At 73.7% G+C, this 17,537-nt stretch carries 21 protein-coding genes; 8 read left to right on the plus strand and 13 right to left on the minus strand.

Annotation, left to right across the window (positions count from 1 at the left end):
* Positions 1–210: 210 nt before the first annotated feature.
* From BAW75_RS27490 to thrS, 3 genes are read right to left on the minus strand one after another with little or no spacing between them, the layout of a single operon-like run.
* A complete protein-coding gene (locus BAW75_RS27490; protein ID WP_104115457.1) occupies positions 211–894 on the minus strand; it encodes a CG0192-related protein in 684 nt (227 codons plus the stop codon).
* A gap of 32 nt (positions 895–926) precedes the next feature.
* Positions 927–1,487 (minus strand): HIT family protein, encoded by a 561-nt coding sequence (locus BAW75_RS27495; protein WP_043325006.1) that lies wholly within the window; start codon positions 1,485–1,487, stop codon positions 927–929.
* Between the two features lie 10 nt (positions 1,488–1,497).
* Positions 1,498–3,519 (minus strand): threonine--tRNA ligase, encoded by a 2,022-nt coding sequence (thrS, locus tag BAW75_RS27500; protein WP_043325007.1) that lies wholly within the window; start codon positions 3,517–3,519, stop codon positions 1,498–1,500.
* Between the two features lie 202 nt (positions 3,520–3,721).
* Here thrS and BAW75_RS27505 point away from each other — a divergent pair, with 202 nt between their 5' ends.
* The gene (locus tag BAW75_RS27505) at positions 3,722–4,678 is read left to right on the plus strand and encodes a YcnI family protein (RefSeq protein ID WP_104115441.1); all 957 of its coding nucleotides are present in this window, start codon (positions 3,722–3,724) and stop codon (positions 4,676–4,678) included.
* 140 nt (positions 4,679–4,818) lie between these two features.
* Here the strand turns inward: BAW75_RS27505 and BAW75_RS27510 are convergent, their stop codons facing one another.
* Complete coding sequence (locus BAW75_RS27510) at positions 4,819–5,748, minus strand: ADP-ribosylglycohydrolase family protein (RefSeq protein WP_069090024.1); 930 nt, start codon at positions 5,746–5,748, stop codon at positions 4,819–4,821.
* A gap of 73 nt (positions 5,749–5,821) precedes the next feature.
* On the opposite strand from BAW75_RS27510, the gene BAW75_RS27515 reads away from it, so the two are divergent.
* The 3 genes from BAW75_RS27515 to BAW75_RS27525 all read left to right on the plus strand — a co-directional run bounded on the left by BAW75_RS27515 (position 5,822) and on the right by BAW75_RS27525 (position 8,430).
* Positions 5,822–6,511, plus strand: coding sequence for a response regulator transcription factor (locus BAW75_RS27515; protein ID WP_064448739.1), 690 nt, complete (start codon positions 5,822–5,824; stop codon positions 6,509–6,511).
* A gap of 29 nt (positions 6,512–6,540) precedes the next feature.
* Entirely contained in the window at positions 6,541–7,929 is a 1,389-nt protein-coding gene (locus BAW75_RS27520) for a HAMP domain-containing sensor histidine kinase (RefSeq protein WP_208635322.1), read from the plus strand.
* Between the two features lie 225 nt (positions 7,930–8,154).
* Positions 8,155–8,430, plus strand: coding sequence for a hypothetical protein (locus BAW75_RS27525; RefSeq protein ID WP_113973165.1), 276 nt, complete (start codon positions 8,155–8,157; stop codon positions 8,428–8,430).
* On the opposite strand, the gene BAW75_RS27530 is transcribed toward BAW75_RS27525, so the two are convergent.
* Complete coding sequence (locus BAW75_RS27530; RefSeq protein WP_064448740.1) at positions 8,387–9,412, minus strand: adenosine deaminase; 1,026 nt, start codon at positions 9,410–9,412, stop codon at positions 8,387–8,389. The genes BAW75_RS27525 and BAW75_RS27530 overlap by 44 nt on opposite strands.
* A complete protein-coding gene (locus BAW75_RS27535) occupies positions 9,409–10,200 on the minus strand; it encodes a trans-aconitate 2-methyltransferase (protein ID WP_069089894.1) in 792 nt (263 codons plus the stop codon). Before BAW75_RS27535 ends, BAW75_RS27530 begins: the two co-directional genes overlap by 4 nt.
* Before the next feature lie 84 nt (positions 10,201–10,284).
* On the opposite strand from BAW75_RS27535, the gene BAW75_RS27540 reads away from it, so the two are divergent.
* Together BAW75_RS27540 and BAW75_RS27545 are read left to right on the plus strand one after the other, a co-directional pair.
* Entirely contained in the window at positions 10,285–11,268 is a 984-nt protein-coding gene (locus BAW75_RS27540; protein WP_064448742.1) for an aldo/keto reductase, read from the plus strand.
* 82 nt (positions 11,269–11,350) lie between these two features.
* On the plus strand, positions 11,351–11,539 hold the full coding sequence (locus BAW75_RS27545; protein WP_043325011.1) for a hypothetical protein: 189 nt from the start codon (positions 11,351–11,353) through the stop codon (positions 11,537–11,539).
* Between the two features lie 81 nt (positions 11,540–11,620).
* Here BAW75_RS27545 and BAW75_RS27550 read toward each other — a convergent pair whose 3' ends face one another.
* The 7 genes from BAW75_RS27550 to BAW75_RS27580 all read right to left on the minus strand — a co-directional run bounded on the left by BAW75_RS27550 (position 11,621) and on the right by BAW75_RS27580 (position 15,918).
* Positions 11,621–11,824 carry a cold-shock protein gene (locus BAW75_RS27550; RefSeq protein ID WP_007075740.1) on the minus strand — a complete coding sequence of 68 codons (204 nt, stop codon included), beginning with the start codon at positions 11,822–11,824 and terminating at the stop codon, positions 11,621–11,623.
* Positions 11,825–12,111: 287 nt separating this feature from the next.
* Positions 12,112–12,384 carry a DUF4235 domain-containing protein gene (locus BAW75_RS27555; RefSeq protein WP_043325012.1) on the minus strand — a complete coding sequence of 91 codons (273 nt, stop codon included), beginning with the start codon at positions 12,382–12,384 and terminating at the stop codon, positions 12,112–12,114.
* Positions 12,381–12,722: a DUF3618 domain-containing protein gene (locus BAW75_RS27560; protein ID WP_043325013.1), complete on the minus strand. Its 342-nt coding sequence runs from the start codon at positions 12,720–12,722 to the stop codon at positions 12,381–12,383. The genes BAW75_RS27555 and BAW75_RS27560 overlap by 4 nt, the downstream gene beginning before the upstream one ends.
* Positions 12,719–13,153, minus strand: a complete 435-nt coding sequence (locus tag BAW75_RS27565; protein ID WP_104115442.1) for a phage holin family protein — start codon at positions 13,151–13,153, stop codon at positions 12,719–12,721. Before BAW75_RS27565 ends, BAW75_RS27560 begins: the two co-directional genes overlap by 4 nt.
* A gap of 242 nt (positions 13,154–13,395) precedes the next feature.
* Complete coding sequence (locus BAW75_RS27570) at positions 13,396–14,592, minus strand: mechanosensitive ion channel family protein (RefSeq protein WP_043325015.1); 1,197 nt, start codon at positions 14,590–14,592, stop codon at positions 13,396–13,398.
* 78 nt (positions 14,593–14,670) lie between these two features.
* Positions 14,671–15,492 carry a DUF1206 domain-containing protein gene (locus BAW75_RS27575; protein ID WP_104115443.1) on the minus strand — a complete coding sequence of 274 codons (822 nt, stop codon included), beginning with the start codon at positions 15,490–15,492 and terminating at the stop codon, positions 14,671–14,673.
* Between the two features lie 66 nt (positions 15,493–15,558).
* Complete coding sequence (locus tag BAW75_RS27580; protein WP_043325017.1) at positions 15,559–15,918, minus strand: hypothetical protein; 360 nt, start codon at positions 15,916–15,918, stop codon at positions 15,559–15,561.
* A 90-nt stretch (positions 15,919–16,008) separates the two neighbouring features.
* Here BAW75_RS27580 and BAW75_RS27585 point away from each other — a divergent pair, with 90 nt between their 5' ends.
* Together BAW75_RS27585 and BAW75_RS27590 are read left to right on the plus strand one after the other, a co-directional pair.
* Positions 16,009–17,235, plus strand: a complete 1,227-nt coding sequence (locus tag BAW75_RS27585) for a cysteine desulfurase-like protein (RefSeq protein ID WP_104115444.1) — start codon at positions 16,009–16,011, stop codon at positions 17,233–17,235.
* Positions 17,232–17,519 (plus strand): GNAT family N-acetyltransferase, encoded by a 288-nt coding sequence (locus BAW75_RS27590; RefSeq protein ID WP_064448745.1) that lies wholly within the window; start codon positions 17,232–17,234, stop codon positions 17,517–17,519. Before BAW75_RS27585 ends, BAW75_RS27590 begins: the two co-directional genes overlap by 4 nt.
* Positions 17,520–17,537 lie beyond the last annotated feature (18 nt).

Below are 17,537 nucleotides of genomic sequence, written 5' to 3' on the forward strand. Positions count from 1 at the left end.
CTGGCAGAACGCACGCCGTTCTCCCGCCCATCAAGTTCTGACCTTCGACAAGCCAGAACCTAGGCAGGACAACGGCGTGCGCCATCAACGACGCGCCCAACCACCCACAGACACGTCACAAGACCCATAAATATGCCTCTGAGGTATATCGGTCCGAGGTCATCCCTCCCGATCCGGCTCTGCGGAGGAACGCCGCTGCCCGGCGAGCCGTCAGCGCGCGTAGGCCAGCAGCACCGGCTCGTCCTGACCCGGCCAGGAGCCGGTGAGCCCGCCGGAGCCCGGCACCTCGGCCGGTACGGGCCGCCGGACCACCGCAAGCTCGACGTCCCCCACCCGGACCACCGTCACGCCGCCGTCACCCGAGCCGGTCGAAACCGAACCAGTCGAAACCGAACCAGTCGAAACCGAACCAGCCGACACCGAACCAGCCGAAGCCGGACCGGTCGGCACCGGGCGGCCGGTCCGGCTCCCGGTCAGCGTCATGCTCGCCGGACGCATCTCACGCTTGCCGTCGACCTCGAAGTACTCCTCGGCCTGGCCGGCATCGGCGAGCACTGCGGCAGCAAGCAGCGGCGGGTACACCGGGTCGCCGCAGGCGTCGTACACCCAGCGGCGGCCGAGCACCGAGTGCTCGACGAGACCCACGAAGAAGTCGTCCGCCCCGGCCAGCGGCGCGCCCCGGTAGGTCAGCGGCACCTGGAGCACCGGGCCGTCACCGGCGCGCACGAGCAGCGTCTCGACGCCCACCTCACCGGCCGGATCGTCGAACCGGTACGCCGCGACCCGGGTGACCTCCGCGCCCGCCTCCCCGGCGAACCAGGACCGGCCGGGCAGCCAGGGTACGAGCAGCTCCAGTTTCGAGGGGCGCAGTTCCGCGCGGTGCAGGAGAGCCATGCGCAAGATCGTACTGTCGGAACGGGCCGGCGTCAGGCCGCCGCCCACGCCTTGGCGAGCAGTTCCCGGGTGTCGGCGAGCAGTTGCGGCAGCACCTTCGTCCGGCCGATCACCGGCATGAAGTTGGCGTCGCCGCCCCAGCGCGGCACCACGTGCTGGTGCAGGTGCGCGGCGATGCCCGCGCCCGCCACGCCACCCTGGTTCATGCCCAGGTTGAAGCCGTGCGCGCTGGAGACGTGCCGGACCACCCGCATGGCGGCCTTGGTGAACGCGGCCAGCTCGACCGTCTCCGGCTCGTCCAGCTCCGTGTAGTCGGCCACGTGCCGGTAGGGGCAGACCAGCAGGTGCCCGGGGTTGTACGGGTAGAGGTTGAGCACCGCGAAGACGTGCTCGCCCCGGGCCACCACCAGGGACTCCTCGGCCGGCAGCCCGGGCGCGAGGCAGAACGGGCAGCCGGCCGGCTTCTCGTACCCGCCCTCGGGCCGGTCCTCGCCGGAGATGTAGGTCATCCGGTGCGGCGTCCAGAGCCGGTCCAGCCCGTCCGCCAGACCGTTGTCGCCGCCGTACCCGGTGTCCCGCTCCGCCCCTGTCACACCGGCGATCCTACGATCCGGCCCGCTCGGCGGCAGGACCGGCGTTGGTGCGCGACTCCACCACCTCGCGCACGTGCGCGACCGCCTCGTCGATCGGCACGCCGTTGCGCTGCGAGCCGTCCCGGTAGCGGAACGAGACGGTGCCGGCGGCCACGTCGTCGTCCCCGGCGATCACCATGAACGGGATCTTCTGCTGCTGCGCGTTGCGGATCTTCTTCTGCATCCGGTCGTCGCCCAGGTCCACCTCGGCCCGGACGCCGTGCCGGCGCAGCGTCGCGGCGAAGTCGACCAGGTAGTCGCCGTGCTCCTCGCGGATCGGGATGCCGACCACCTGCACCGGCGCCAGCCAGGCCGGGAACGCGCCCGCGTAGTGCTCGGTGAGCACGCCGATGAACCGCTCGATCGACCCGAACTTGGCGCAGTGGATCATCACCGGCTGCTGCCGGGTGCCGTCGGCCGCCTGGTACTCCAGCCCGAAGCCCTTCGGCTGGTTGAAATCGTACTGAATCGTCGACATCTGCCAGGTCCGGCCGATGGCGTCCTTGGCCTGCACGGAGATCTTCGGGCCGTAGAACGCCGCGCCGCCCGGGTCCGGCACCAGCTCCAGCCCGGTCTCCAGCGCGCACTGCTCCAGCACGGCGGTAGCGGTCGCCCAGTCCTCGTCGGACCCGACGAACTTGTCCGGCTTCGAGTCGTCGCGGGTCGACAGCTCCAGGTAGAAGTCGTCGATGCCGAAGTCGCGCAGCAAGCTGAGCACGAAGCCGAGCAGGTGCTTGATCTCGGCCGGCGCCTGCTCCTTCGTGCAGTAGGAGTGCGAGTCGTCCTGGGTGAAGCCGCGCACCCGGGTCAGGCCGTGGATGACGCCCGACTTCTCGTACCGGTAGACCGTGCCGAACTCGAACAGCCGCAGCGGCAGCTGCCGGTAGGACCGCCCGCGCGACCGGTAGATCAGGTTGTGCATCGGGCAGTTCATGGCCTTGAGGTAGTAGTCGCTGCCCTCCATCTCCATCGGCGGGAACATCGTGTCCTTGTAGTAGGGCAGGTGTCCCGACGTGTGGAAGAGCCCTTCCTTGGAGATGTGCGGCGTCCCGACGTAGTCGAAGCCCTCCTCGACGTGCCGCGCCCGGACGTAGTCCTCCATCACCCGCTTGAGCACGCCACCCTTGGGGTGGAAGACCGGCAGGCCGGAGCCGATCTCGTCGGGGAAGCTGAACAGGTCGAGGTCCGCGCCGAGCTTGCGGTGGTCGCGGCGGGCGGCCTCCTCCAGGAGCTTCAGGTACGCCTTGAGCTCGTCGCGGGTCGGCCACGCGGTGCCGTACACGCGCTGCAGCTGCGGGTTCTTCTCCGACCCGCGCCAGTACGCGGCGGCCGAGCGCATCAGCTTGAACGCGCCGATCAGCCGGGTGTTCGGCAGGTGCGGGCCGCGGCACAGGTCCGACCAGCAGACCTTGTCCTCGTTCGCGGCGAGGTTGTCGTAGATGGTCAGCTCGCCGCCGCCCACCTCCATCACCTCGGAGGAGTCCAGCCCCTCCCCCTTGACCTCGATCAGCTCCAGCTTGAACGGCTCGGCGGCCAGCTCGGACCGCGCCTCGTCCAGGTCGGCGAACCGGCGGCGGCGGAACCGCTGGCCGGACTTGACGATCTCCTGCATGCGCTTCTCGAGCTTGGCCAGGTCGTCCGGCTGGAACGGCTTGTCGACGCCGAAGTCGTAGTAGAAGCCGTTCTCGATCGGCGGGCCGATGCCGAGCTTCGCCTCCGGGAAGACGTCCTGCACCGCCTGGGCCAGCACGTGCGCGGTGGAGTGGCGCAGCACGTTCAGCCCGTCCGGGCTGTCCAGCGCGACCGGCTCGACCGCGACCTCCTCGGCCGGACGCCAGTCCAGGTCGCGCAGCTGGCCCTGCGGATCGCGGACCACCACGATCGCCTTCGGCCCGCTCATCGGCAGGCCGGCCGCGGCCACCGCGTCGGCCGCCGTGGTCCCGGCGGCGACGACGACGGGGTCGGCCACGACGGGGGTACGGGGTGCGGACACGGTGACTCCTAGTCGTCGACGGTACGGATCGGCCGGTGACCGGCCCCTGCGATGCTATCGGTCGCCCCGAGGCGTGCCGTCGCCGACGCCGCTGCCCGCCGGCAACGAGTTCGGCCCGCGTTGAACCTTTTCGCCCCGCCGCCCGAACTACCAGGTGGGGCCGGAGCCGGACCGGCCCCGGTCGAGATGGATGGGGGCCACGATGAGGATGATTCGTCAGGGCCGGTGGGCGGCGGCGCTGCTGGCCGCCGCGCTCGCCGGAGCGGTGAGCTGGCCGGGCGCGGCGAGCGCGGCCGGGGTGACGGTCACGACCTCCCCCGCCGAGGTACGCCAGGGCGACGCGATCCAGCTGTCTGTGGTGGTGCCGGCGGACCGCCCCGGCACCCGCACCACGAAGATCGAACTGACCATGCCCCCGGACGCCCCGATCGGCGAGGTGTACCCGCTGTCGGTGCCGGACTGGGCTCCGACCATCACCACCCGCACCCTGGACCAGCCGGTCCCCGGCATGCACGCGGCCGAGCTGAACCAGGTGACCCACTCGGTGACCTGGCTGCGGGTACCCGGCACCGGCGCCGGAGCGGCCCGGCTGCCGCTCGGCATGGGTCCGATGCCCGCCACCGACCGGCTCACGTTCACAGTGACCCAGACGTACGCCGACGGCACCGTCGTGCAGTGGGCCGACCCGGCGGGCGGCAAGCACCCGGCGCCGACCGTCGACCTGCTGCCGCCGCTGCCGGGCACCATGACGCACAACGGCGACCCCGGCGCGAACGGCGCCGGCACGAACGGCGGCGCGCACGGCGGTCACGGCGCGGCGGGCGGAGCCCAGGGCGGGGTGCAGGGCGGTGCTCAGAACGGTGCCCCGAACGGCGCGCCGACGGCCGGCACGGCCGACGACGGGCCGAGCGCGGACCTGCTGCTCGGCGGCGGCCTGCTCGCCGGACTGGCCGGCGGCGCGGCGATCGGCTGGCTGCTCAGGCGCCGCCGGCGCGACGCCATGACCCTGCCGCTCGACGACACCACCGCGGCCCCCGACAGCCGCACACCTCCCGACGCCACCGCGACCCAAGACAGCGTGCCCCGCGTCGGCAACGCAGCCCTTGAGAGCGCGACCTCCGAAGCCGTCACCGCCGGCACCGCCTCCACGCGCCCCTGACCGCCGCCCGCCCAGCAAGCGGGAGCACCGCGAGACCACAGTAGATCTTGGTACGGAACGGCCCCCAGGAGGGCCGTCCCGTACCAAGATCTCGGACTCCTACGGCGGCGGACCGCGAGCGCGGGTGCGGGTGGGACGGGTCAGGCGGGGGTGGTGACCCAGCCGGGAAGGGGCTCGCGCGCGGTCAGCCAGTCCTGCGGCACGCCGCCGCGCCCGCCGACCCCGGTGTACGCGGCAACGATCCCGCCCACGATCGCGGCTGTGGTGTCCACGTCGCCGCCCGCCTCCACGCAGACGCGGATCGCGGCGGGATAGTCGTGCAGCAGCGTGGCCGCCACCCAGAGCGTGAACGGCACGGTGTCCTGCGCGGTGACCCGGGATCCGTTGCCGAGCGCGTCGGCCGCCTCGGCGGCGGGACGACCGAGCAGCGTGGCGGCCCGGCGTACCCCCTGGTGCACCTCCCCTGCCGGGTCGAGCGCCCCGGCGACGGCGCTGAGCAGCCGGGCCGGCTCGGGCCGGCCGCCGTCGAGGCGGGCGCGGGCGGCGAGCGAGGCGGCGACAGCGACCGCCACCGCGCCGGCGACGCCCTCCGGGTGGGCGTGGGTCACCTCGGCCGACGCCCGGGCCTGCTCGGCGGCGCGCCGGGTGGAGTCGGCGTGCCAGGCGCCGAGCGGCGCGACCCGCATGGCCGCGCCGTTGCCGCAGGAGCCCTGCCCGTCGAACGCGGACGCGGCGGCCACCGGCCACGGCGTGCCGGTACGGATCAGCCGCAGCACCCTCACCGCGCCCGGCCCGTACCCCCGGTAGGGCTCGCAGCGCTGCGCGAACGCCAACGCCAGCCGGTCCCTGTCGATCCGTGCCCCGGCAGCCAGTTCGGCCACCACCGAGCAGGCCATCTCGGTGTCGTCGGTCCACTCCCACGGCGGCGCGGGCAGCCGGCCGGCGGCGAGGTCGTCCGGGCGCCGGCCGGGAACGAAGAACTGGGAGCCGAGGGCGTCGCCCACCGACAGGCCGGCCAGCGCGTCGCGGGCGAGCGTGAGGCGGGTGTCGGGGAAGAGCGTGAACGTCATCGCCGTCCCAGCTTGCCCGCTTCGCCGGACCGCCGCAACGCGACCGGCTTGCCACGACGAGTACGGTGCTGACGTGGCAACCGTCCTGCTGGTCGAAGACGACCACGTCGTGCGCGGCGCCATGCTGCGGTCGCTCACCGACCGGGGGCACGCGGTGCACGCCGTCGGCACCGCGCTCGACGCGCTGCGCCGGGTCGCCGCCGAGACACCGGATTTGGTGGTGCTCGATCTCGGTCTGCCCGACCTGGACGGCTCGGACGCGCTGCGCATGCTGCGCGGCATCACCGACGTGCCGATCATCATCGCCACCGCCCGCGACGACGAGCAGTCGGTGGTGCGTCTGCTGCGCGCCGGGGCGGACGACTACATGGTCAAGCCGTTCACCGGCGCGCACCTGGACGCCCGGATCACCACTGTGCTGCGGCGGGCCGGGCGGGCCAGCCGTACCGTCGCGCCGGCCGTGCACACGGTCGGCGGCCTGCGGGTCGACGTGGGTGAGCGCAGCGCGGTGCTGGACGGGGAGCCGCTGGCGCTGACCCGCAAGGAATTCGACCTGCTGGCGTATCTCGCCGCGCGTCCCGGCCGGGTAGTGTCCCGGCGGGAACTCTTGGAGGAGGTATGGCGGCAGCCATCGGTCGGCGAGGACCAGACCATCGACGTGCACCTGTACTGGCTCCGCCGCAAAATGGGCGAGTCCGCGGCGAAGCCGCGCTACCTGCGCACCGTGCGGGGGGTCGGCTTCCGGCTGGTGGCGCCGGACTGAGGCTGACGCTGGCCGGGCTCACCGCCGGCATGTGCGGCCTGATCGCGCTCGCCTTCCTCGTCCCGCTCGGGCTCACCCTCGCCGACCGGGCCCGGGAGGCGGAACTGGCCGACGCCGCGCGTCGCGCCGCGCTGGTGACCGGGGCCCTGGCGGTGAGCACCGACACCGCTGCTGTCGAGCGGGCGGTGGCCGCCGCGGCCGGCGACGACCCGGCGCTGCGCCCGGTGGTGCACGGCATCGGGGCGGACGAGTCCGCCGGCCGGGCCGACGCGGCAGCGCTCGCCGACGCCGCCGCGCAGCGGCGTTCGGTGGTGACCGAGGTGGACGGCGGGGTGCTGCGGCTGGACCCGGTGGTGCTCGGCGAGCGGGTCGCCGTGGTGGAGGTCTTCGTACCCGACGAGGCGCTCGACGAGGGCGGGGGCCGCTGGCTGCTGCTGCTCGGGATTGCGCTGGCGCTGGTCGGCGCGGCGGTGGTGGTGGTCGACCGGGTGGCGGCCCGGGCCGTGGACGCCACCGGCGACCTGGTCAAGGCGGCGCTCGCGGTGGGTGACGGCGAGCTGGGGGTACGGGTCGAGCCGACCGGACCGCGCGAGCTGGCCGAGGCCGGGCACGCGTTCAACCGGATGACGGAACGGCTGGTCGCGTTGCGTGCCGACGAGCACGAGCTGGTCGCCGACCTGTCGCACCGGCTGCGGACGCCGTTGACCGCGCTGCGGCTGGACGCCGAGGCGCTGGAGTCCGACGACACGAGCATCGGCACGTTCAGTGAGGCGGAGCTGGACCGGCGGCGTGGCATCCGGCGTATCCGGCAGGCGATCGTCACGCTGGAGGGCGAGGTCGACCAGCTGATCAAGACGACCCGCAAGGCGGTGAGCCAGGAGTCGGCGCCGGCGTCGTGCGACGTCAGCGAGGTGGTGCGGGACCGGATGGTGTTCTGGTCGGCGCTGGCCGGAGACCAGAACCGCCCGCACCGGGTGGTCGGTGCGCAGTTGCGCATCCCGGCGCCGGTGCCGCGCGCCGAGCTGGCCGCCGCGCTGGACGCGGTGATCGGCAACGTGTTCCGGTACACGCCGCAGGGCACCGCGTTCGAGGTGGCGGTGAGCCGCCGGGACGGCTGGGTGGAGACCCGGATCGCCGACGCCGGGCCGGGCATCCCGAACCCGGACCGGGCGCTGCGCCGGGGCGAGAGCGACCAGGGCTCCACCGGGCTCGGGCTGGACATCGCCAAGCGGGTCGCGTTGCAGGCCAACGGTTCGGTGAGCATCGACCGGGCCCGGCTGGGCGGGGCCAGCGTGGTCATGTTGCTGGCCGACCCGGACGCGGCGCCCCGGCCGGTGAACCGGTTCGGGCTGGTCGGACGGATGGCCCGGGACGCCCGCGAGCCGCGTGCCGGGCGGCGCTGGCCGCGTCCGCGCTGACGCCTTGACTGTGGGCCGGCGCAAGTTCTCCTTAAAGGTGGTTTAACGACGGCCGGGAAACCGCCGTGAACTGCCAGGATTACCGACAGAACCCATCAGTTCCGTCGGCCGGGACGCCCCGTAACACCTTTCGGCCGACGGATCGGTGCGCGCGGCGGGAGTTCGGTCCCCCCACACCTCGCTCCCGTCGCGCGCTCTCCCGTCGTTCCGGGCGAGGTGACCGTCATGACGCCGACCGTCGGCCGTCTGCTCCGCTGGGCCGCCGTGATCGGCCTGGGCATCGCCCTCACGCTCGCCTTCTGGCAGGACCCGGTGCTCGCCCACGGCCCGGTCCGGCCGGCGGCTGTCGCGTCAGGTCCGGCCGCCGCGCTGTCCGCGCTGGCCCTGGCCGGGGTGATGCTGACCGCGCGGCGCCGGCCGCCCCGGGGTTCCCGGCGGCCGACGCCGGTACGGCCGCTCAGCGTGCCGCGCTCACCCGGTACGCGTCGATCTCGGCGCTGATCCGGGCCTGCTCGGCCGGGGGCAGGAACGCAGCGGCCACCGCGTCGCGGGCCAGCGCGGCGACGCCGTCCGGGCCGAGTCGCAGCAGCCGGGCGGCCACCGCGTACTCGTCGTTGAGCGTGGTGCCGAACATCGGCGGGTCGTCGGAGTTGATGCTGACCGGCACGCCGGCCTCGACGATCCGGGGCAGCGGGTGCGCGTCGATGCTCGGCACGGCCCGGGTCCGCACGTTGGAGGTCGGGGAGATCTCCAGCGGGATCCGCCGCTCGGCCAGGTAGGTGAGCAGCGCCGGGTCCTGCACGGCGGAGATGCCGTGGCCGATCCGCTCGGCGCCCAGTTCGCGCAGCGCGTCCCAGATCGTCTCCGGGCCGGTGGTCTCGCCGGCGTGCGGCACCGAGCGCAGCCCGGCCGCCCGCGCCTGGTCGAAGTACGGCTTGAACTGCGGCCGGGGCACGCCGATCTCGGGGCCGCCGAGGCCGAAGCTGATCAGCCCGTCGGGTCGTTCGTCGAGCGCGATCCGCAGCGTCTGCTCGGCGGCGGGCAGGCCGGCCTCGCCGGGGATGTCGAAGCACCAGCGCAGCGCGATGCCGAAGTCGGCCTCGGCGCGTTTGCGGGCGTCCTCGATGGCCTCGCAGAACGCCGGCGCCGGGATGCCCCGGTTCACGTGCGAGTACGGCGTGACGGTCAGCTCGGCGTACCGGACCTGCTGGCGGGCCAGTTCCCGGGCGACCTCGTGGGTGAGCAGCCAGACGTCGTCGGCGTCGCGGATGAGGTCCACCACGCTGAGGTAGACCTCGATGAAGTGGGCGAAGTCGCGGAACGCGAAGTAGTCGGCGAGCGCCTCCGGGTCGGCCGGCACCGGGCTGCGCCCCTCGTGCCGGGCGGCCAGCTCGGCGACGATCCGGGGCGAGGCGGAGCCGACGTGGTGCACGTGCAGCTCCACCTTTGGTAGTCCGGCGATGAAGGTGGGCAGGTCGGTCACGAGTTCTCCTCTGCGCGGGCGCCGGTGCGGGCCACCATGAAGATCCGGCGGAACGGGAAGTACACCTGACCCTGCCGCACCGGGTACGCCTGCGCGAGCCGTACCCCCAGCTCGGCGCGGAAGGCGGCCCAGCCGGCGGCGTCCAGCGCGGCGCGGACCGGGCGCAGCGCCGTGCCCTCCATCCAGGCCAGCACCGGGTGGTCGGCGCCGGTGGCGGGCAGCAGATGCACGTACGTAGTCTCCCAGGCGTCGACCGCGCAGCCCGCGCCGGTCAGCAGCGTGGCGTAGCCGACGGGTTCGTCGACCGGCGCCTCGCGCAGCTTGCCGGCGAGCGCGTCGCGCCACGGTTCCCGCGCGGCGACGGAGCGCAGCAGCCGGTGCGACGGCGCGTCGAAGTTGCCCGGCACCTGGAACGCCATCCAGGCGCCCGCCGGCAGTGCGTGCGCCCAGCGGCGGAGCAGGTCGCGGTGCTCCGGCACCCACTGGAGCACGGCGTTGCCGACCAGCACGTCGACGTCGGGCTCGGGCCGCCAGTCGCGGACGTCGCCGACGGCGTAGCCGACCGGTCCGCTCTCGGCGCTCGCCCGGGCGATCATCTCCGGGGAGGAGTCGAGGCCGGTGACGCGACTGCCGGGCCAGCGGCCGGCGAGCGTGGCGGTGAGCGTGCCGGGGCCGCAGCCGAGGTCGACCACGGCACGCGGGTACTCGGCGCCGACCCGGGCCAGCAGGTCGTGGAACGGCCGGGAGCGCTCGTCGCCGTAGCGCAGGTAGGTGCGCGGATCCCACATGACAGCCTCCAAACCGTACGTACGTCTTGTTAGACCGTACGGCCCGCCGCGCGCCACGGCAAGCGGCTCACTAGGCTCGGCCGGGTGGAACAGCGCAGCTTCGACCGGCTCGGCCGGCACGTCGGCATCATCGGACTCGGCGCGTGGCAGCTCGGCGCGGACTGGGGCGAGGTCAGCGAGGACGCGGCGCTCGCCGTGCTCGCCGCGGCCGTCGACGCGGGCGTCACCTTCCTGGACACCGCCGACGTGTACGGCGACGGCCGCAGCGAGGCGCTGATCGGCCGGTTCCTGCGCTCCCGCCCCGGGCACGGGCTCACCGTGGCCACCAAGATGGGCCGCCGGGTGGAGCAGACGCCGGAGGCGTACACACTCGACAACTTCCGGGCCTGGACCGACAGATCCCGCGCCAACCTCGGCGTCGACACGCTCGACCTGGTGCAGCTGCACTGCCCGCCCACCGCCGTCTTCGCCGACGACCGGGTCTTCGACGCCCTCGACACGCTCGTCGCCGAGGGGCGCGTGGCCGGGTACGGCGTCAGCGTGGAGACCTGCGACCAGGCGCTCACCGCCATCGCCCGGCCCGGGGTGGCGAGCGTGCAGATCATCCTCAACGCGGTCCGGCACAAGCCGCTGGAGCAGGTGCTGCCCGCCGCCGCTGCCGCCGGGGTCGGGATCATCGCCCGGGTGCCGCTGGCCAGCGGCCTGCTCTCCGGCCGCTACGACGAGAACACCACGTTCCCGGCGGACGACCACCGCACGTTCAACCGGCACGGTGAGTCGTTCGACGTCGGCGAGACGTTCTCCGGCGTCGACTACGACCTGGGCCTGGCCGCGGTGCGCCGGCTCGCCCCGCTGGTCGGCGACGACCGCACGATGGCGCAGTTCGCGCTGCGCTGGATCCTCGACCAGCCGGGCGTGACGGTGGTGATCCCCGGCGCCCGCTCCCCCGAGCAGGCGCGGCGCAACGCGGAGGCAGCCGGCCAGCCGGCACTGACCGACGTGGAGCTGGCCGCGGTGCGGGCCGCCTACGACGAGCTGATCCGCCCGCAGGTGCACGACCGGTGGTGAGCCGGCCGGTCGGCGCGGCGTCGCCGGCCGCCCGCGCCGCCGGGCATGCTGGAGCGGAACTGTCGTCGTCGGAGGGGGAACGATGAGGGGCTGGTTCCGGCTCACAGTGGGGCTGCTCGCCGTGGTGCTGGGTGCGCTGTGGACGGTGCTCGGGCTCGGGTATGTCGAGGGCAGCGCGCTGAGCGACGAGCGGCTCTGGGCGTACGTGGGCGCGGTGCTGATCCTGATCGGACTCGTCGGGCTGTGGTGGGGCATGCGTGCCCGCCGCTGAGGCGCCGGGCAAGGCGAAGCCCCGCCTCCCGTACGGGATGCGGGGCTTCCGGCACCGGCCGGCGCGGCCGGTGCGGTCAGCTCAGATGGGGCGGACCTGTTCGGCCTGCGGACCCTTCTGACCCTGGGCGATCTCGAACTCCACCCGCTGGTTCTCCTCCAGCGTGCGGTAGCCGCTGGTCTGGATGGCCGAGAAGTGGACGAACACGTCAGCACCCCCGCCGTCGACGGTGATGAAGCCGAAGCCCTTGTCAGCGTTGAACCACTTCACGGTTCCCTGCGCCATGTGTATCTCCTTCTAAAACTGGCGGCCGAGCACGCCGTGCGGCCGATTGGCCGTTTTCGAGCAGCGGCGCCTGAGGCGGCCCCCAGTACCGGAGACTTCTCTCAACCCACGCGTCTCTCAACAGCGTGAGACAGCAAACCACGTACGCAAAAACTTCGCACAGCCTAGCGGACGAAATTCTCCGACATGTGACCTGAAGGTCGCGCCGACGCCGCTGCGCGGCCCCGCCGGAGCCATGCGAAAGGCCCCTTTCCCGCGCTCGGGAAAGGGGCCTTTCCGGCCTTTCGTCAGTCCGGCCAGCGACCGGTCAACCGGCGCACGCCCACCGCTCCACCTCGGTCGACGGCGGCCCGCACCACCGAGAAGATGGCGCCCTGCAGCGCTGCGGCGGCGAGCACCTCGCCCCAGCGGCGGTCCTCGTCGGTGGCGCTCGGCGCCTCGCCGTCGCCCGCTGTCAACTTCCAGACCTGGCGGAAGATCACGCCGGCGACGGTACCGGCGGCCAGGCCGAGCAGCACCCCCACCGGTTTGTACGCCGCCTTGCCGATCTTCCCGCTCACCTGCGCCTCCCTCGGACGATCGCCAGCACCACCACCGTCACCAGGGCCCCGGCCGCGACGGCCGCCCACGGCAACGGGTTGCGCCCGACCGCCTCACCCTTCTCGTACGCCTGCGCCCGGACCAGCCGGGCCCGCTCCGCCGCCCGCCCGCGCACCCGGGCCGCGGTCAGCGACGCCTGCTCGCGCATCCGCGCCTTCGCCGCCTCGGCGGAGTGCCGCACCAGCGCCTTCGGGTCGGCCCTGGCCGCGAGCAGCTCCATCGTCTCACCGAGTTCCACCCGGGTCCGGCGGATCTCCTCCCGGAGCGCCGCCACGTCCCCGGTTCCGTTGCCGGTCATGCCCGTCTCCCGTCCTTCACCGCGGCGGTGACCGTGTCGACGTCCGCCCGCACGCTACGGACGGCCGCCTCGGGCACCGGCGGGACGGCACGGCTGACCTGCTTCTTGCCCACGAGCGCCAGGATCCCGGCGAGCAGGAACAACGCCACCGGCACGATCAGGGCCGCCAGCCACGCCGGCATGACCAGCGCCAGCAGCAGGATCACGGTGGCGACCAGGGCGCCGGCGCCGTAGAGCGCCATCACCCCGCCGCCGCCGAACAGACCGATCCCGATCCCGGCGTGCTTGCCCTTCTGGGTCAGTTCCGCCCGGGCCAGCGCCAGCTCGTCCCGTACCAGACGGGTGACCTGCTCGGTGGCGCGCTGGACCAGTTCCGCGGTGGACGGCTCGTTCCCGGTCCGGGACGTGCTGCGACTCGCGACGTCAGCCATGCTGTCCTCCTTTCGTCATCACCGCGCTGTATGCCCGGAGTCGCCGCCCGTCAATCCTGCGCGGCGCGGCCGGTCCGCCCGGCCGCGCGCCGCCGGAACCCGGCGCCGTGAGCGCCGGATCCGGGGCGTGCGCACCACGTCCCCCGCAACCGTCCGGCCAAACCCGTCCGGCCGGAAAGCCGCCCGAACGCGGGAACCCCCGGCGCCGTGGGCAGCCGGGGTCCCCGATCGGGGGTACGGGGTCAGCGACGCGCCTCGGCGTGGTCCTCGCGGCCCACGAACACCTCGCTGCGCGCCTCGCCGTCGTCGCTGCCGCCGAAGACCCGCGCGTCGTCGGGCGCCTCGGTGCCGGCCGGGCGGCGGACCGGGCGGCGCGGCTGCGCCGCCTGCCAGGGCAGGGGGCCGGTGGCGTCGCCCACCTCGGCGCGCAGCCGGGGCAGGGCGGTCGGGCGCTGGTCGCGTACCCAGGTCACCAGGTGCTCGCGGACCAGGCAGCGCAGGTCCCACAGGCTGCCCGCGTCGGCGGCGCTGACCAGCGCGCGGACCTTGACCATGCCGCCGGTCGCGTCGGTCACCTGGAGCACGCAGACCCGCCCGTCCCACAGCTCGGTGCCCTCGCACAGGCGGCGCAGCTCCTCCCGCATCGCCTGCACCGGGATGGCCCAGTCCAGGTCGAACTCGGCGGTGCCGAGCACCGCCGCCTCGGTCCGGGTCCAGTTCTGGAACGGCCGGCTGGTGAAGTACGAGGTGGGCAGGATCAGGCGGCGGTCGTCCCAGACCTGCACCACCACGTAGCTGAGCGTCAGCTCCTCGATCCGGCCCCACTCGCCCTCGACCACCACCACGTCGTCCAGCCGCACCGCGTCGCTGAACGCGAGCTGGAGACCGGCGAAGACGTTGCCGAGCAGGCTCTGCGCGGCCAGCGCGGCGACCGCGGCGATCACACCGGCGGAGGTCAGCACACCCGCGCCGACGCCGCGTACGGCCGGGAACGTCATCAGCATGACGCCGACGGTGAGGATCACGATCACCGCGATGGTCAGCCGGCGCAGCAGCACCACCTGGGTACGCACCCGGCGGGCGTGCCTGTTGTTCGGCACGTCCACCCGGAACCGGGCCAGCGCGGTGTCCTCCGCCACCACCAGCAGCGAGGCCACCAGCCAGGCGGTGGCGGCGATCATCGCCAGCACGAGCGTGTGCAGGACGAACTGCCGCCACGGGCTGCCGACCGCGTACAGGGTGGTGAACCGCACCGCGATCTGCACCGCGACCACTGTGGCGGCCACCTGGAACGCGCGGTGCGCGTGCTCGGTCAGCTCGGTCATCAGCAGCGAGCGGCGGCCCAGCCGGCGGGTGACCCGGTGCACCACCTGGGCCAGCACCAACGCGATCGCCGCCGCGGCGAGCGCGGCGGCGATGGTCACGACGTAACTCTGCACGAACTCTCTCTCCCTCCGACCGGGCGGAATCGGGCGCAAAGGCCCAATGGTGCCCGGCGGCCCGGGTATCGACCAGGATCAGACCTTGCGGTACCGGGACTGGAAGAAGCAATAGATGCCGAACGCGGCGATGCCCAGCGCCATGAGCGCCAGCAGCCACGGCCCGTACGACTGGTCGCGCAGCGTCCGCAGCGCGGCGTCCAGGCCACGCGCCTTCTCCGGGTCGTAGTTGACCGCGGCGACCACGACGAGCACGCCGGCGATGGCGAACACGGTGCCCCGGGAGGCGTACCCGGCCATGCCGAGACGGCGGGTGAGCTGGCGGGTCTTCGGGCTCATCTCGCCGGTCTTGAGGTTGCGCTCGAACTTCTTCTTCAGGCCGTAGATCACCATGCCGACGCCGAGCGCGGCGAGCGCAAGTCCGGCCAGCCCGACCAGCCACCGGCCGCCGTCGGAGGCCATCAGCTTCTCGGAGAACTGCTGCTGCTGGTCCGAGGCGTTGGCGCTGGCGTCCTGGAAGACCTTGATCGCGGTCCAGCCCAGCCAGACGAACACGACGACCCGGACCGCCGAGGCGATCCGTTCGAACGTGCGTTCCTTGCCGGTCCGGGAGACGTGGCCGGAGATCGCCTCGAAGGCCTGCCAGATCGCCATGGCGAACAGGCCGACCGCCATCGCGATCAGGAGGAACTTCCCGAGCGGCTGTTCACCGAGGGTGCGCAGCGCGCCGTTCTGGTTCCCCTCCTCGCCGGACTTGCCGAAGGCGATCTGCAGCGCCAGCCAGGCGAGGAGAAGGTGCACGATTCCGTATCCGATGAAGCCGCCACGGGTCAACAGTTCGAGCCACCGGCTGTTTCGAGCCTGGGCGGCGGTGGCTCCGGCATTCCGGGTGAGAGACATGAGCCCTCAATCTCCCGGCGGGCGATTTTCCAAACGTCCGCGCCCGCCGGGAGCGGCCGAAACGGATCAGCCGGCGAGGTCGCGGGCGACCCGCAGCACCACCTGCTGCTCGGTGACGCTGTCCAGGCTGACCTGGAAGCCGGCGACCTCGGTGGCCTGCTGGCCCACGGTCAGGGAGAGCTGTTCCCCGGCCACCTCGACGGTGACCTGGTCGCCCTGGGCGCCGACCAGCTTCGCCTCGACGCCGAGGATCCGGGCGCTGGCTTCCACGCCGCGGTCGAAGGTGATCGTGCAGGCGTCGAGGCCGCAGTCGGTCTCGGCGCCTTCGGAGCTGCATCCGGCGAGCAGCGCGGCGCCGAGGGCGAGACCGGCGAGCAGACCGGCGGCACGGCGGGCGGGGGCGGAGGTGGCGCGTCGGATCGTCACCCGCCCAAGGATAGGCGGACTGCGCCAGCGCGCCCGTACGCCCGGGGCCACGCCGGGCGCGGCGATCGGGGTGCGCGCTAGGGTGCCGGAATGGCTTTCGACGTCGCCCGGGTCCGGGCCGCCTACCCTGCCCTGGCCGAGGGATTCGCCCACTTCGACGGCGCCGGGGGCACCCAGACCGCGGCCGGCGTGATCGAGGCGGTGACCGGCGCCATGCGCGCCGCCACCGGCAACCGCAGCACCGCTTTCGTACCCGGCCGCCGGGCGCTGGAGCTGGTCGCCGGGGCGCGGGCGGCGGTCGCCGACCTGCTCGGCGCGCAGCCGTCGGGCGTGGTGCTCGGGCCGAGCGCGACCGCGCTGACGTACACCCTCGCCCGGACGCTCGGCGCCGGCTGGCGGCCGGGCGACGAGGTGGTGGTGTCCCGGCTGGACCACGACGCGAACGTCCGGCCCTGGGTGCAGGCCGCGCAGGCGGCCGGCGCCACGGTGCGCTGGGCCGAGTTCGACCCGGTGAGCGGCGAGCTGCCCGCCGGCCAGTACGCCGACCTGGTCACCGAGCGGACCCGGCTGGTCGCGGTGACCGCCGGCAGCAACGCGATCGGCACCGTGCCGGACGTGGCGGCGATCGCCAAGACCGCGCACGCGGCCGGCGCGCTGGTGTGCGTGGACGGCGTGCACGCGGTGCCGCACGGCCCGACCGATCTGGCCTCGCTCGGCGCGGACTTCCTGGTGACCAGCGCGTACAAGTGGTCCGGGCCGCACCTGGCGGCGATGGCCGCCGACCCGGCGCGGTGGGAGGCGCTGCGCCCGGCGAAGCTGCTTCCCTCCGCCGACTCGGTGCCGGACCGGTTCGAGTACGGCACGCCGAGCTTCCCGCTGCTGGCCGGGGTGACCGCGGCGGTGGACCACCTGGCCGGTCTGGACCCGGCCGCGACCGGCGACCGCCGGGAGCGGGTACGCGCCGGGCTGGCCGCCGCGCAGGCGCACGAGGAGGCGGTCTTCGAGCGGCTGCTCGCCGGGCTGACCGGCCGGTCGTTCGTGACCGTCTACGGCGCACCGGCGCGGCGCTGCCCGACGGTGTCGTTCCGGGTGGCCGGCTTGGCCCCGGCGCAGACGGCGGCGGCGCTGGGCGAGGCGGGGCTGTGCCTGTCGCACGGCGACTACTACGCCTACGAGTACTTCCGCACGATGGGCCTGCGCGCCGACGGCGGCGCGGTCCCGGCCAGCGTCTACCACTACAACACGGTCGAGGAGGTGGACCGGCTGCTGACCGAACTGGACCGGCTGGCCGGCCCCGGAGGGAGAATGGCCCGGTGAGCTTTCAGGTCGAGGACAACCCCGCCAAGCGTCGCTTCGAGATCCTGGTGGACGACGCGCTGGCCGGGTTCGCCGCGTACACCCCCGGCGACGGGGTGCTGGTCTTCACGCACACCGAGGTCGACGACCGGTTCCAGGGTCAGGGCGTCGGCGCGGCGCTGGTCCGGGGCGCGCTGGACGAGGTCCGCGCCCGGGGCGGCCGGATCGTGCCGAGCTGCCCGTTCGTGGCCGCGTTCGTCAAGCGTCACCCCGAGTACGCCGACCTGGTGGCCGACCCGGCGTGAGGCCCGGGCCGGCCGGGG

This window comes from Micromonospora chalcea, from assembly GCF_002926165.1.
GTDB lineage: Bacteria > Actinomycetota > Actinomycetes > Mycobacteriales > Micromonosporaceae > Micromonospora > Micromonospora chalcea.